The sequence below is a fragment of the Pseudomonas sp. 2VD genome (assembly GCF_005503585.1).
GTDB classification, from domain to species: Bacteria; Pseudomonadota; Gammaproteobacteria; order Pseudomonadales; family Pseudomonadaceae; genus Pseudomonas; species Pseudomonas aeruginosa.
Genome location: NZ_SCND01000165.1, coordinates 1 through 12,584 on the forward strand (window position 1 = coordinate 1; position 12,584 = coordinate 12,584).

The window sequence follows — 12,584 nt, forward strand, 5'->3', positions numbered from 1 at the left end:
CGGCGATCCTGATCCTCGCCGCCGCGGCTTTCCACGGCAGCGGCCACACCGAGGTGGTGGAGATCCAGGACGCCTACCACCTGCTCGACCCGCTGGTGGGCGGCGCCCTGGCCAGCTTCCTGTTCGGCTTCGCCCTGCTGGCGGCGGGGCAAAGCTCGACCTTCACCGGCACCATTGCCGGGCAGGTGGTGATGGAGGGTTTCCTCCGGGCGAAGATTCCCTGCTGGCAGCGGCGCCTGATCACCCGCGGCCTGGCCCTGGTGCCGGCCTTGATCGGCGTGCTCTGGCTGGGCGAAGGCGCGGTAGGCAAGCTGCTGGTGCTCAGCCAGGTGGTGCTCAGCCTGCAATTGCCGTTCGCCCTGTGGCCGCTGATTCGCTTCAGCAGCGACCGGAACCTGATGGGGGAGTTCGTCAACCCGCGCTGGGTCAGCGCGCTGGCCTGGTCGTTGTTCGGCCTGATCTCGGCGGCGAACCTGACCTTGCTGTATTTCTGGTTCGGCTGAACCAAGGCGCCTGCGGCGCTGCCAGTCCAGGCTCCGGCCAGTGGCCGTACGAAAAAGCCCGGCGCGGGGCCGGGCTTTTTCAGGGACGGAGCAGGCTTACTTGACCTCGACCGCCAGGCTTTCGGCGATCTTCTTCTGCCAGACCGCCGGGCCGGTGATGTGCACCGACTCGCCGTTGGTATCGACCGCGACGGTGACCGGCATGTCCTTCACCTCGAACTCGTAGATCGCTTCCATGCCCAGTTCGGCGAAGGCCAGCACCTTGGACTTCTTGATCGCCTGGGCGACCAGGTAGGCGGCGCCGCCGACGGCCATCAGGTATACCGCCTTGTTGTCCTTGATCGCCTCGATGGCGATGGGACCGCGCTCGGACTTGCCGATCATGCCCAGCAGGCCGGTCTGTTCGAGGATCTGGCGGGTGAACTTGTCCATCCGGGTGGCGGTGGTGGGACCGGCCGGGCCGACCACCTCGTCGCCGACCGGATCGACCGGGCCGACGTAATAGATGAAGCGGCCTTTCAGGTCCACCGGCAGCGTTTCGCCCTTGTTCAGCATGTCGACCATGCGCTTGTGCGCGGCGTCGCGGCCGGTGAGCATCTTGCCGTTGAGCAGCAGGGTCTCGCCCGGTTTCCAGCTTTGCACCTCTTCCGGGGTGATCTTGTCCAGGTCGACGCGGCGCGCGGACGGGCCGGCTTCCCAGACGATCTCCGGGTAGGCGTCGAGCGACGGCGCTTCCAGTTCGGCGGGGCCGGAGCCGTCGAGCACGAAGTGGGCGTGGCGGGTCGCGGCGCAGTTGGGGATCATGCACACCGGCAGCGAGGCGGCGTGGGTCGGGTAGTCCATGATCTTGACGTCGAGCACGGTGGTCAGGCCGCCCAGGCCCTGGGCACCGATGCCCAGCTGGTTGACCTTCTCGAACAGCTCCAGGCGCAGTTCCTCGATGCGGTTCTGCGGGCCGCGGGCCTTCAGTTCGTGGATGTCGATCGGGTCCATGAGGACTTCCTTCGCCATCACCGCTGCTTTCTCCGCGGTGCCGCCGATGCCGATGCCGAGCATGCCCGGCGGGCACCAGCCGGCGCCCATGGTCGGTACAGTCTTCAGCACCCAGTCGACGATCGAGTCGGACGGGTTGAGCATGGCCATCTTCGACTTGTTCTCCGAGCCGCCGCCCTTGGCCGCGACATCGACCTCGACCTTGTCGCCGGGAACGATGGAGTAGTGGATCACCGCCGGCGTGTTGTCCTTGGTGTTCTTCCGCGCGCCGGCCGGGTCGGCCAGGATCGAGGCGCGCAGGACGTTCTCCGGCAGGTTGTAGGCGCGGCGCACGCCTTCGTTGATCATATCGTCGACGCTCATGGTAGCGCCGTCCCAGCGCACGTCCATGCCGACCCGGACGAACACGGTGACGATCCCGGTGTCCTGGCAGATCGGGCGGTGGCCGGTGGCGCACATGCGCGAGTTGATCAGGATCTGCGCCATGGAGTCGCGGGCAGCCGGCGATTCTTCGCGCAGGTAGGCCTCATGCATGGCCTGGATGAAATCGACCGGGTGGTAGTAGGAGATGAACTGCAGGGCATCGGCGACGCTCTGGATCAGGTCGTCTTGCTTGATCACGGCCATGGAGCACGGTCCTCTTCAGGCGGGTAATTCGGATGCGGGGCAGGGTCACGGAGCCGGCCGCAGCCGAGGAGCGCGCCGGTCAGGCACCGGCGCAAAAAAGGCGCGACAGTATAGCCGTTCCGGCGAGACGGGCGCACGCGCCGACGATCAGACCTTGGTCGGCCAGCCGGCTGGTCGGCCGATAAATCCGCGGTCCGCTAGCTGGCAGTTCGTTCGACTAGGCAACCCGCAGGGGGCAGGGTACATTGCGGCCAGGTGCCATTACGGGACGGAGCCCATGCGCACAGACAAGCCTCCTCTGAAACAGCGTGCGCTGCAAAAGCTCTTGCTCCGCCGGTTCGGCATGGCCGCAGGCACCTACCTGCTCGGCCTGGTCCTGCTCTGGCTGGCGCTACTCAGCGGCTTCTACCGCGCAGCGCCGACCACCGCGGCGGCCAGCACCACCCTGGTGGTGGCTTGCCAACTGGCCTTCCTCTGGCTGTTCGCCAGCGGTCGCAACCTGCGTTACGCCGATCCCAGCCTGACCGAGCCGCAGGTGCTGGTGGCGATCGCCTGGCTGACCTATTTCCTCTATCACGTCGACAGCCTGCGCGGCACCTTCATGGTGTTCTACGTGCTGGCCCTGCTGTTCGGCGTGTTCCAACTGCCGCCGCGGGTCTTCGCCCGCTGTGCGGCGCTGGCGTTCATCGCTTTTTCCGGCATCTACCTGGTAGAGGCCTTGCAGCAGCGTCTCGAGCTGCCGGGCCGGGCTGCATTGCAGGTGCTCGTGATGTTCATCGTAATGGTCTGGCTGAGCCTGTTCGCCAGCTACATACAGGCGATGCGGCAACGCATGCGCCAGCGCCGCTATGCCTTGCAGGCGCACCAGGACACGCTGCGCGGCATGATGCGCCAACTGGAAGACCTGGTGGCCACCGACGAACTCACCGGGCTGTTCAACCGCCGGCATTTCATGCGCCTGGCCAGTCGGGCGCTGGAAGACCTGCTGCCGAACCGGCAGCACGGCCTGGCGCTGATCGACCTCGATCACTTCAAGCGGATCAACGACCGCCACGGCCACGCCGCCGGCGATCGGGTCCTGCAGACCTTCGCTGCGGTGGCGCGTTCCTGTCTGCGCGATGGCGACGTCCTGGCCCGTTACGGCGGCGAGGAGTTCGTCCTGCTGCTGCCCCACGCCGACGCGGAGCAGCTGGAAAGCTGTTGCGAACGCCTGCGCCTGGCGTTCGAACAGGCGGAACCGGTCGGGGTCACGGTGGATACCCTGAGCCTTTCGGTGGGCATGACCCTGCTGTATGCCGACGACGATCTCGACGAGGCCTTGCAGCGGGCCGACCAGGCGCTCTACCGTGCCAAGCGTGGCGGACGAAACCGCTGCGACGCCACCTGGGAGGTCACCAGTGCCTGACATACGGGTCGGCGAGCGACGCCTTGCCGTCGCCGCCGGCAGCAACCTGCTGGATGCGCTGCTCGCCGGCGGCATCGCCGTGCCCCATAGCTGCCGCGCCGGCAGTTGCCACGCCTGCCTGGTGCATTGCCTGCAGGGCGAGGTGGAAGACACCCTCCCGGAGGCGCTCGATCCGGTACGGCGCGAAGCGGGCTGGCGGCTGGCCTGTCAGTGCCGGGTGCTCGGCGACCTCGTGTTGCAACCTTTCGATCCTGAGCGCGACGGGCTGCCGGCCAGGGTTGTCGCCTGCCACTGGCTGGGTGATGTGCTGCGCCTGCGCCTGGAGCCGGAGCGGCCCTTGCGCTATCGCGCCGGGCAGCACCTGCTGCTGTGGAGCGACGATGGCGTGGCGCGTCCCTATTCGCTGGCCAGCCTGCCCCACGAGGACCCGTGGCTGGAGTTCCACATCGACTGTAGCGCCCCCGGCGCGTTCTGCGACCGCGCCCGGCGCCTGGCGCCTGGCGCGCTCCTGCGCCTGGGCGAACTGCGCGGCGGGGCGTTGCGCTACGAGCCGGACTGGCAGGAGCGACCGCTGTTGCTGATGGCCGCCGGCACCGGGCTGGCGCCGCTCTGGGGGATACTTCGCGAGGCCTTGCGCGCGGAACACCAGGCGCCGATCCAGCTGCTGCACCTGGCGCGCGACCACTACCTGGCGAGCGAGTTGGCGGAGTTGGCCGGGCGTCATCCGCAACTGCGCGTCAACCTGGTGTCGGCGGCGCAGTTGCCCTCTGCCTTGGCCGATCTCCGCCTTGTTCCGCGGCGCAGCATGGCCTTACTCTGCGGCCAACCCGCCAGCGTCGAACGCTTCGCCCGGCATCTCTACCTGGCCGGCGTACCGCGTAGCCAGACCCTGGCGGACCTGTTCCTGCCCCACGCCTGACGCGGCGCCGGTGGCGGTGCCTTGCAGCCATTGCCGCGGCCTTGCGCCGCATCCCTGGAGTGACGATGAGCGAGCTGATTCGGGTCGAACGCGAAACGGGGCTGCTGACCCTGCGCCTGGACCGCCAGGACAAGAAGAACGCGCTGACCCGCGCGATGTACAGCCGGATGGCCGAGGCGCTGCTGGAGGCGCAGGCCGATACGGCTGTGCGGGTGGTGCTGATCACTGGCGGCGACGCCTGCTTCACCAGCGGCAACGACATCCTCGACTTCCTCGAGCAACCGCCATCCCTGCGCGACAGCCCGGTCGGCCGTTTCATGAGCGCCCTGCTGGAATTCCCCAAGCCGGTGATCGCCGCGGTGAACGGACCGGCGGTGGGTATCGGCACCACCCTGCTGCTGCATTGCGATCTGGTCTTCGTTGGTCGCAACGCGCGATTGAAGATGCCGTTCGTCAACCTCGGCCTGACACCGGAGTTCGGCTCGAGCCTGATCCTGCCGCGCATGCTCGGTCATGCCAAGGCTGCGGAATTGCTGATGCTCGGCCAGGACTTCAGCGGCGAGCAGGCGGCGGCCTGGGGCCTGGCCAATGCGGCGCTGGAGGATGGCGCCACGGTGCTGGAGCACGCCCGCGATGCGGCCCGGCGCTTCCTGCACCTGGCGCCCTCGGCGGTAGTGGAGAGCAAGCGCCTGATGAAAGCGCCGTTTATCGAGGAGCTTCGCCGGGTGATCGCCGAGGAAGGCGATATCTTCAGTACCCGACTGCGCTCGCCCGAGGCGATCGAGGCGCTCAGCGCCTTCATGCACCGGCGCCAGCCGGATTTCTCCAGGTTCGCCTGAGTGGGCCAGCGGAGCGCCGGTCCGTAGGGCGGATAACGCCCCAGGCGTTATCCGCCGCGACGTGCGCTTATACCAGCAGGTCGCCGACGTGCAGCACCTTCATGGTGTTGGTGCCGCCCTGGGCGGTGTAGCTGTCGCCCTTGGTCAGGATCACCCAGTCGCCCTTGGTCACCACGCCGCGCTTGAGCAACTCGTCGACCGCGGCCTGGCTGACTTTCTCCGCCGGCAGCGCCGCCGGGTCGAAGGGGATGGTTTCCACGCCGCGGAACATCGCCACGCGAGCCTGGGTCTCGCGGTGCGGGGAGTAGGCGTAGATCGGTACCGACGAGCGGATGCGCGACATGATCAGCGGGGTGAAGCCGCTTTCGGTCAGGCAGATGATCGCCTTGATCCCCGGGAAGTGGTTGGCCGTGTACATCGACGCCAGGGCGATGCTCTCGTCGCAGCGGTCGAAGGTCTGGCCGAGGCGGTGGCTGGATTTCTGGCTGGTCGGGTGCTTCTCGGCGCCCTGGCAGACGCGGGCCATGGCTTGCACCGCTTCCACCGGGTACTCGCCGGCGGCGCTTTCCGCCGAGAGCATCACCGCATCGGTGTAGTCGAGCACGGCGTTGGCCACGTCGGAGACTTCCGCGCGGGTCGGCATCGGGCTGTGGATCATCGACTCCATCATCTGGGTCGCGGTGATCACCACTTTATTGTTGCGGCGGGCGTGCAGGATGATCTTCTTCTGGATGCCGACCAGCTCGGCATCGCCGATTTCCACGCCGAGGTCGCCACGGGCCACCATCACCGCGTCGCTGGCACGAATCAGGCCGTCGAGGGCGTCGTCGTCGGCGACCGCCTCGGCGCGCTCGATCTTGGCTACCAGCCAGGCCTTGCCTCCGGCCTCGGTGAGCAGGCGGCGGGCGTATTCCATGTCCTTGGCGTCGCGCGGGAAGGAAACGGCCACGTAGTCCAGGTCCATGTCCGCGGCCAGCTTGATGTCGGCCTTGTCCTTGTCGGTCAGCGCCGGCGCGGTGAGACCGCCGCCGCGGCGGTTGATGCCCTTGTGGTCGGACAGCGGGCCGCCGATCAGCACCCGGCAGCGCAGTTCGTCGGCGGCGACTTCCTCGACCACCATCACCACCCGGCCGTCGTCCAGCAGCAGTTCATCGCCGACCCCGCAGTCCTTCACCAGGTCCGGGTAGTCGATGCCGACCACTTCCTGGGTACCGGCGTCGCGGGCGTGGCTGGTGGAGAAGCGGAACTTGTCGCCGACCTGCAATTCGATGCGCTTGTTGGCGAACTTGGCGATGCGGATCTTCGGTCCTTGCAGGTCGCCGAGCAGGGCGACGAAGCGGCCGTGCTTGGCCGCCAGTTCGCGCACCAGCCTGGCGCGGGCGCGGTGTTCATCGGGGGTGCCGTGGGAGAAGTTGAGGCGGGCGACGTCGATCCCGGCCAGGATCAGTTGCTCCAGCACTTCCGGGGAATTGCTGGCTGGGCCGAGGGTGGCGACGATTTTGGTGCGGCGAACGGACATGCAAAGGACTCCTTGGATAACGCTGGCGTGCAGGCTACCACCGGCGAGGCTCGGCGGCGACTGCGGAGTCATACTATCTGCATCAGATGTCATTTGTCGGTTTGAGCACCAGCAGGTCGCATTCCACCTCCTCCAGGACGCGTTCGGCGGTTTGCCCGATCAGCGCGTTGTCCAGGTGCCCCCGGGCGACCGCGCCCATCAGCAGCAGGTCGATGTCGTTGGCCCGGACGAAGTCGGGGATCGCCTGCTCGGCATAGCCGGCCAGCAGGTGGCGGCGCTCCGCGGCGATCTCCGGGTAGGCTGCCAGCAGGTCGTCGAAGGCCTGGCGGTGACGTTCCTCATGTTGCAGCACGAAACGCTCGTAGCCGGCGAGCATTTCCGCGTCGAACAGCAGGCTGCGCGGCATCGCCGCGTGGGTATGCAGGTAGTCGGCGCGCAGCCCCAGGCTGGCTTCGAGCTGGCGGGCGGCGGCGATCAGCCGGTGATCGAGGGCGGCCGGCTTGTCGCTGGCATGCAGTGGGTCGAGCGCCGCGCACAGGCGCTGGCCGCGCCAGGCGTCGTGATGGACCAGCCAGAGCGGCTGCGGGCAGTGGCGGATCAATTGCCAGTCGCTGTTGCCCAGTAGCAGGCGGCGCAGCAGGTTGTGCTTGCGGGTGCTCTTGAGGACCAGGTCGGGCCGGGTTTCGCCGACCCGTTGCAGGACCATCCGGTCCAGCGGCTTGCCCCACTGGGCCTCGACCTGAGTGCGGATGCCGGCCTGCTGCAGCGGCATGGAAAGCTGCTCCAGCCAGGTGACCCGTTCGTCCAGGTAAAGGTCGCGGGCACGCTGCAGCGAGTGACTGTCGAAGAACAGCCCGCCGTCCAGCGCCGGGTTGAAGTCGCACAGCAGCAACTCGACGCTGGCGCCGCTGCGTTCGGCGATCCACTGGGCGCGGGTAAGGGCCGGCTGTTCGTCGCTGCTCGGGTCGACGACCACCAGCAGGTTATGCAGGTTCATGGCAACGCTCCTGGCACTGGACGGGAATGCCATTGCAGACCAGGCGCCGCGACGGGCGCTTGATCTGGGTCAGTCCGGCGGGGATCAGCGCGGTTGCACGTTGAGCGCTTGGTCGAGGTGCCGGCTGGCCTTGTTCGACAATTCGCCTTCAGGATAGTCGAGCAACTGGCGGCGCAGGTATTCGATGGCCTTGTCGCGGTTCGGGTGCGGGTTGTCCGGCGCCAGGTACATCAGGCCGAGCTGGTAGAGGGCCTTTTCCTTTATACCGGCAGGAATCGCCGGATCGTTGACCGCCAGCAGGTAGAGCTCGGCGGCCTCGTCGACGCGATCCTTGAGCACCGCGCGGCGCGACAGCAGGGTCATGTCCGGGTCGAGGCTGGTCTTGTAGAGGTCGAGGTTCTGCTGCGGCTTCCAGGTGGCGAGCAATTCGCGGGCGCTCTTCTGCACCGGCTCCCTGGCTCGCTGCCGCATCGCCAGCAGGCGCGCCTGGGCATGCTCGGCGGCGTGGGTGCCGGGGAACTCGCGGACCACGCGCTGGAAGTAGTCGGTGGCCTTGGCGTCGTCGCGCTGGTCGTTGTAGCGGCTCATGTAGATCAGGCCGATCTGGTACAGCGAGATACCGCGCACCTCGGCGCTGTAGCGGCTATTGTCGTAGCCGGTGAGGTAGAGCTTCTCCGCCTCGGCGCTCCTGTTGTCGCGGATCGCCATGGCGCTGTAGGTCAGCAGGTCGCCTTCCTCCTCGATGGCGGCGGTCATGCGGTTGCTCTTCATCTGCTTGTATTCGGCGACTTCGCCAGTGGTCACCTGGGCGACGAACAGCGGCGTGGTCGGCGAACAGGCGGCCAGCAGCGACAACAATGGGAGCAGGACGAGACGGCGGGCGAAGCGCATGGCATCTCCTTGGCGCCAGGGCGAGAGCCACCCCAGTCTAGTCAGGCCCTTCAGTCACGCCAATACGCGCCGATACAGTTCCCAACGGAGGATATGCCTATGCGAAGCTTGATCGTTGCCTGCCTGGCGCTGAGTGCCACCGGTTGTAACAGCTGGTCGCTGAACAGCGACCTGAACGGGGCCTACCGCGCCTACGACAAAGGCGATTGCGCACAGGTGATGCTCGACCTGTCGCGGGCCGAACGGCGGATTCGCGCGCGGCCCTACCTGCAGCCGGAAATCTCGCTGCTGCGCGGCCAGTGCCTGGAACGCCAGAGCCTGTTCGTCGACGCGGCGCAGACCTACCACTTCATCATCGCCCGTTACCCCACCAGCGAATATGCCTACCGTGCCAAGGCGCGGCTGGAGACCTTGCGTCAGCTGGGCCGGCTGAACGAGACGCCGGCCTCGGCCAGCGCCGTGCCGACCCGCCTGTAGGCGGCCGGGAGACTGGACGGGCGTTCAGGCTGACCGTCGGTCGCATGGGACCCCGGTCGATCCGGTAAGCTTCGTCCTGGATTTCACGGAGGAGGTTCGCATGCGTGCCCTGTGGTTCTGTGTCGCCCTGATGCCCGTGCTGGCGCAGGCGGACATCTATCGCTGGACCGATGCCCAGGGCAAGGTACACTTCTCCGCCACGCCACCGGCCGGCGCGCAACGCGTCGAAGTCAGGCCGCAGGTGGTGGAACGTGACGCCGCGACCCGCCAGCGCGAGCAGCGCACCCAGGAGTATTTCGATGCTCGTCGCGAGGAACGCACCGCCGCCGCCGAACGTGCCGGCCAGCGCCAGGCTGCGCTGGCCGAGGAATGCGGGCGCTTGCGGCAACAGTTGTCCCAGCTCGAACGCGGCGGCCGCTTCTATCGGCAGGACGCCGGCGGCGGGCCGGTTTACCTGAGCGATGCCGAGCTGGACGCCATTCGTCGCGAACTGGCCTCGCGGGAGTCCGAACGCTGCCGCTGAGCTTGTTCCCCGAGCGCCGGCATCGTCATACTGGACTGCAAATCATAGCGAAATGCCATTATGGGTCTTCAACGACATATCCAGCGCCATCAGTTGCCCAGCTACCTGAAGGTGTTCAATCGCATCACCGACAAGCCGATGGGCTACATCGGCAACGTCTCCGAGGACGGCCTGCTGCTGATCAGCCAACTGCCGATGCTGGTCGGCGCGCGTTTCGAACTGCGCCTGAAGGTTCCGGGACTGGGCGGTCGCCCGCAATGCATCGATTTTTCCGCCGACTGCCGGTGGACCTGCGAGGACGTCACGCCCGGTCATTTCGATTCCGGCTTCCATCTGCTGGCGCCGCCCGCCGAATTCCTCGAACTGGTGGAGGCGCTGCGCCGCTACTTCAGCTTCCCCCGCCAGCCGCAGTCGGTCTGATCCGTCAAAGCACGCCGGCGCGCTTCCAGCCCAGGTAGCGGCTGATCAGCTCCGGCCCGAGTTCGCTGGGACGCGCATCGAGCACTGGCACGCCGTGGGCCGCGAGCTTCTCGTGGAGGCCGTTGCGCGCATTCAGGTAGTCGATGGTGCCGGTGTAGGCGAGCGCCTGCTCATAGCGGGCGACCGGCTCCTGGCGCAGGGTGTCGAGCACTTCCTCGCGCAGGCTGGCGACCAGCACCCGGTGCTGGCGGCCCAGGCGTTTCACCGCGCCGAGCAGTTCCTCGTCGTCCTCGTCGCGCAGGTTGGTCACCAGGATCACCAGGGCCCGCCGCCGCTGGCGGGACAGCACCGCCTGCACGGCTTCCGGGAAGTCGGCGGGACGCTGGCTGGTCTGCAGGTCGTAGACGGTGTTGAGCAGCGCGCCGAGCTGGGCGCTGCCCTTGCCCGGCGGGAGGTGCCGGCGGTCGTCGCCGGCGAAGGTCATGGCGCCCACCGCATCGCCCTGGCGCAGGGCCACGTAGGCCAGCAGCAGGCTGGCGTTGAGGGCATGGTCGAAGTGCGACAGGTCGCCGTCCTGGCTGCGCATGCGGCGGCCGCAGTCGAGCAGGAAGAGGATCTGCTGGTCGCGTTCGTCCTGGTATTCGCGGGCGATCGGCGTGCGTTTGCGAGCGGTGGCCTTCCAGTCGATCTGGCGCAGGGTGTCGCCGTCGCGGAATTCGCGCAACTGGTGGAACTCCAGGCCGAGGCCGCGGCGCTGGCCGCCGCGTACGCCGATCTGGTTGAGCCAGTGGTCGACCGCCATCAGTTCGGCGCCGTAGAGGCGGGCGAAGTCCGGGTAGACGCGGGTCTCGCCGCGTGCTTCCAGGTAGCGGCGCTGCCGCCACAGGCGCAGCGGGCTGGGCAGTCCCAGCTCGCAGCGGGGAAACACGAAGTGACCGCGGTTGAGCGGCCGCACCCGGTAGCCGACCTCGGTACTTTCGCCCGGGCGCAGTTCGACCTCCTGCGGCAGGTACTCGAAAGCCATGCCGGCCGGCAGGTGATCGAACAGGGTCAGGCGAACCGGACGCCGATAGGTGTGCTGCAGATGCAGGCGCACTTCGCTCCAGCGCCCCAGCGGCAGGTTGCCGCTGAGCTGGCGGCTCAGCTTCGGCACCGCCTGGCGGCGCGCCCACAGGGCGTCCAGCAGGCCGAGCAGGAGCAGCGCGGCGAGCGCCGCCCACCAGAATGTATGCAGTTGAGCAGGCAACCGCTGGCCGAGCGCCGACAGGCTGCCCAAGCCGATGGCCAGCAGCAGGAGCGCGGCGAACAGCGCCAGCAGGGCGCGCGATGGCTTCATACGCGGGGGGCCGGTACCTGGTCGAGCAACTGTTGCAGGACCTGGTCCACCGACAGCCCCTCGATGTCCAGCTCCGGAGACAGCCGGACCCGATGGCGCAGGACCGCCAGGGCACAGCCCTTGATGTCGTCCGGCACCACGAACTCGCCGCCGCGCAGCAGCGCCCGCGCCCGGCCGCAACGGACCAGGGCGATCGACGCGCGAGGTCCGGCGCCGAGGGCCAGGCCCGGCCAGTTGCGGGTGGTGCGGGCCAGGCGCACGGCATAGTCGAGGACCTGGTCGTCGATCGGCAGGTCGCTGGCGATCCGCTGCAGGGCGAGAACGTCCTTGTCCTTCAGCAGCGGCCGCAGGTTGGCCACGTCGAGCATGTCGCTGCGCGCGGAGCGGGTCACCTGGCGCACCAGGGTCTGCTCCTCGGCTTCGGCCGGGTAATCGATGCGCAGCTTGAGCATGAAGCGGTCGAGTTCGGCTTCCGGCAGCGGATAGGTGCCTTCCTGCTCGATCGGGTTCTGCGTCGCCAGCACCATGAACGGCTGCGGCACCGGCAGGGCGCGTCCTTCCAGGGTGACCTGGCGCTCCTGCATCACTTCCAGCAGGGCGGCCTGGGTCTTGGCCGGCGCGCGGTTGATCTCGTCCGCCAGCAGCAGGTGGGTGAACACCGGCCCCTTGCGCAGCTTGAACTGCTCGCTGGCGAGGTCGTATACGGCGTGGCCGGTGACGTCGCTGGGCATCAGGTCGGGGGTGAACTGGATGCGCGCGAAGCCGCCGTCGAAGCAGCGCGCCAGGGCGCGTACCAGCAGGGTCTTGCCGAGCCCCGGCACGCCTTCCACCAACACGTGGCCGCCGGCGAGCAACGCGGTGAGCACATCGTCGATCACCGCGCCCTGGCCGATCAGGGCTTTCTGCAGTTCGCTGCGCAGGGCCTGGGCCAGCTGGCTGGCGCGCTGGCGCTGGAGCGCCGGGTTGGGCGCGGTGCTCGGTTGTTCGGGCGTCTGTTCGCTCATAGGGCATTCCTGAGGCTTTGCAGGTGGGCGACCTGGCGGGTGAAGTCGGCAGCGGAAAGGCGCTGCGCCGGATATGGGCGCATGGCCTGGCTGATGGCGCTGGGTGGCAGGCGGGTCATGCGCCCATATCC

General features: G+C 67.9%; 13 protein-coding genes and 1 pseudogene. 7 read left to right on the plus strand and 7 right to left on the minus strand.

Annotated elements, in window-relative coordinates:
• Positions 1-503: divalent metal cation transporter (locus tag FFS27_RS18260; RefSeq protein ID WP_171019206.1), on the plus strand; the 503-nt coding region annotated here is incomplete at its 5' end.
• Positions 504-599: 96 nt separating this feature from the next.
• Here FFS27_RS18260 and FFS27_RS18265 read toward each other — a convergent pair.
• Entirely contained in the window at positions 600-2,123 is a 1,524-nt protein-coding gene (locus tag FFS27_RS18265; RefSeq protein WP_003093938.1) for a fumarate hydratase, read from the minus strand.
• A gap of 277 nt (positions 2,124-2,400) precedes the next feature.
• On the opposite strand from FFS27_RS18265, the gene FFS27_RS18270 reads away from it, so the two are divergent.
• From FFS27_RS18270 to FFS27_RS18280, 3 genes are all read left to right on the plus strand, one after another.
• On the plus strand, positions 2,401-3,528 hold the full coding sequence (locus FFS27_RS18270) for a GGDEF domain-containing protein (protein WP_003093937.1): 1,128 nt from the start codon (positions 2,401-2,403) through the stop codon (positions 3,526-3,528).
• Entirely contained in the window at positions 3,521-4,447 is a 927-nt protein-coding gene (locus FFS27_RS18275; protein ID WP_003093934.1) for an iron-sulfur-binding ferredoxin reductase, read from the plus strand. Before FFS27_RS18270 ends, FFS27_RS18275 begins: the two co-directional genes overlap by 8 nt.
• A 65-nt stretch (positions 4,448-4,512) precedes the next feature.
• A complete protein-coding gene (locus tag FFS27_RS18280; protein ID WP_003093932.1) occupies positions 4,513-5,286 on the plus strand; it encodes an enoyl-CoA hydratase in 774 nt (257 codons plus the stop codon).
• 67 nt (positions 5,287-5,353) lie between these two features.
• Here FFS27_RS18280 and pyk read toward each other — a convergent pair whose 3' ends face one another.
• From pyk to FFS27_RS18295, 3 genes are all read right to left on the minus strand, one after another.
• Positions 5,354-6,805, minus strand: coding sequence for a pyruvate kinase (gene pyk / locus FFS27_RS18285; protein WP_003141226.1), 1,452 nt, complete (start codon positions 6,803-6,805; stop codon positions 5,354-5,356).
• A gap of 82 nt (positions 6,806-6,887) precedes the next feature.
• Entirely contained in the window at positions 6,888-7,802 is a 915-nt protein-coding gene (locus FFS27_RS18290; protein WP_003093926.1) for a universal stress protein, read from the minus strand.
• A gap of 84 nt (positions 7,803-7,886) precedes the next feature.
• Positions 7,887-8,693, minus strand: coding sequence for a tetratricopeptide repeat protein (locus FFS27_RS18295; RefSeq protein ID WP_003093924.1), 807 nt, complete (start codon positions 8,691-8,693; stop codon positions 7,887-7,889).
• Positions 8,694-8,786: 93 nt separating this feature from the next.
• On the opposite strand from FFS27_RS18295, the gene FFS27_RS18300 reads away from it, so the two are divergent.
• From FFS27_RS18300 to FFS27_RS18310, 3 genes are all read left to right on the plus strand, one after another.
• Complete coding sequence (locus FFS27_RS18300; RefSeq protein WP_003141224.1) at positions 8,787-9,170, plus strand: tetratricopeptide repeat protein; 384 nt, start codon at positions 8,787-8,789, stop codon at positions 9,168-9,170.
• 100 nt (positions 9,171-9,270) lie between these two features.
• Entirely contained in the window at positions 9,271-9,693 is a 423-nt protein-coding gene (locus tag FFS27_RS18305; RefSeq protein ID WP_003093901.1) for a DUF4124 domain-containing protein, read from the plus strand.
• 60 nt (positions 9,694-9,753) lie between these two features.
• Entirely contained in the window at positions 9,754-10,113 is a 360-nt protein-coding gene (locus tag FFS27_RS18310; RefSeq protein ID WP_003093898.1) for a PilZ domain-containing protein, read from the plus strand.
• A 4-nt stretch (positions 10,114-10,117) separates the two neighbouring features.
• On the opposite strand, the gene FFS27_RS18315 is transcribed toward FFS27_RS18310, so the two are convergent.
• The 3 genes and pseudogenes from FFS27_RS18315 to FFS27_RS18325 form a co-directional block, all read right to left on the minus strand.
• Entirely contained in the window at positions 10,118-11,449 is a 1,332-nt protein-coding gene (locus tag FFS27_RS18315) for a DUF58 domain-containing protein (RefSeq protein ID WP_137952129.1), read from the minus strand.
• Positions 11,446-12,453 carry an AAA family ATPase gene (locus tag FFS27_RS18320; RefSeq protein WP_003093896.1) on the minus strand — a complete coding sequence of 336 codons (1,008 nt, stop codon included), beginning with the start codon at positions 12,451-12,453 and terminating at the stop codon, positions 11,446-11,448. The genes FFS27_RS18315 and FFS27_RS18320 overlap by 4 nt, the downstream gene beginning before the upstream one ends.
• A pseudogene (locus tag FFS27_RS18325) lies at positions 12,450-12,584 on the minus strand (DUF4350 domain-containing protein); the annotation flags it as partial. The pseudogene FFS27_RS18325 and the gene FFS27_RS18320, both read right to left, overlap by 4 nt.

What these genes read in the sequence shown, in the direction of transcription:
- FFS27_RS18265 (WP_003093938.1), bottom strand. Translation starts at nt 2,123, where the DNA reads ATGGCCGTGATCAAGCAAGACGACCTGATCCAGAGCGTCGCCGATGCC.
- FFS27_RS18270 (WP_003093937.1), top strand. Translation starts at nt 2,401, where the DNA reads ATGCGCACAGACAAGCCTCCTCTGAAACAGCGTGCGCTGCAAAAGCTC.
- FFS27_RS18280 (WP_003093932.1), top strand. Translation starts at nt 4,513, where the DNA reads ATGAGCGAGCTGATTCGGGTCGAACGCGAAACGGGGCTGCTGACCCTG.
- pyk (WP_003141226.1), bottom strand. Translation starts at nt 6,805, where the DNA reads ATGTCCGTTCGCCGCACCAAAATCGTCGCCACCCTCGGCCCAGCCAGC.
- FFS27_RS18290 (WP_003093926.1), bottom strand. Translation starts at nt 7,802, where the DNA reads ATGAACCTGCATAACCTGCTGGTGGTCGTCGACCCGAGCAGCGACGAA.
- FFS27_RS18295 (WP_003093924.1), bottom strand. Translation starts at nt 8,693, where the DNA reads ATGCGCTTCGCCCGCCGTCTCGTCCTGCTCCCATTGTTGTCGCTGCTG.
- FFS27_RS18300 (WP_003141224.1), top strand. Translation starts at nt 8,787, where the DNA reads ATGCCTATGCGAAGCTTGATCGTTGCCTGCCTGGCGCTGAGTGCCACC.
- FFS27_RS18305 (WP_003093901.1), top strand. Translation starts at nt 9,271, where the DNA reads ATGCGTGCCCTGTGGTTCTGTGTCGCCCTGATGCCCGTGCTGGCGCAG.
- FFS27_RS18310 (WP_003093898.1), top strand. Translation starts at nt 9,754, where the DNA reads ATGGGTCTTCAACGACATATCCAGCGCCATCAGTTGCCCAGCTACCTG.
- FFS27_RS18315 (WP_137952129.1), bottom strand. Translation starts at nt 11,449, where the DNA reads ATGAAGCCATCGCGCGCCCTGCTGGCGCTGTTCGCCGCGCTCCTGCTG.
- FFS27_RS18320 (WP_003093896.1), bottom strand. Translation starts at nt 12,453, where the DNA reads ATGAGCGAACAGACGCCCGAACAACCGAGCACCGCGCCCAACCCGGCG.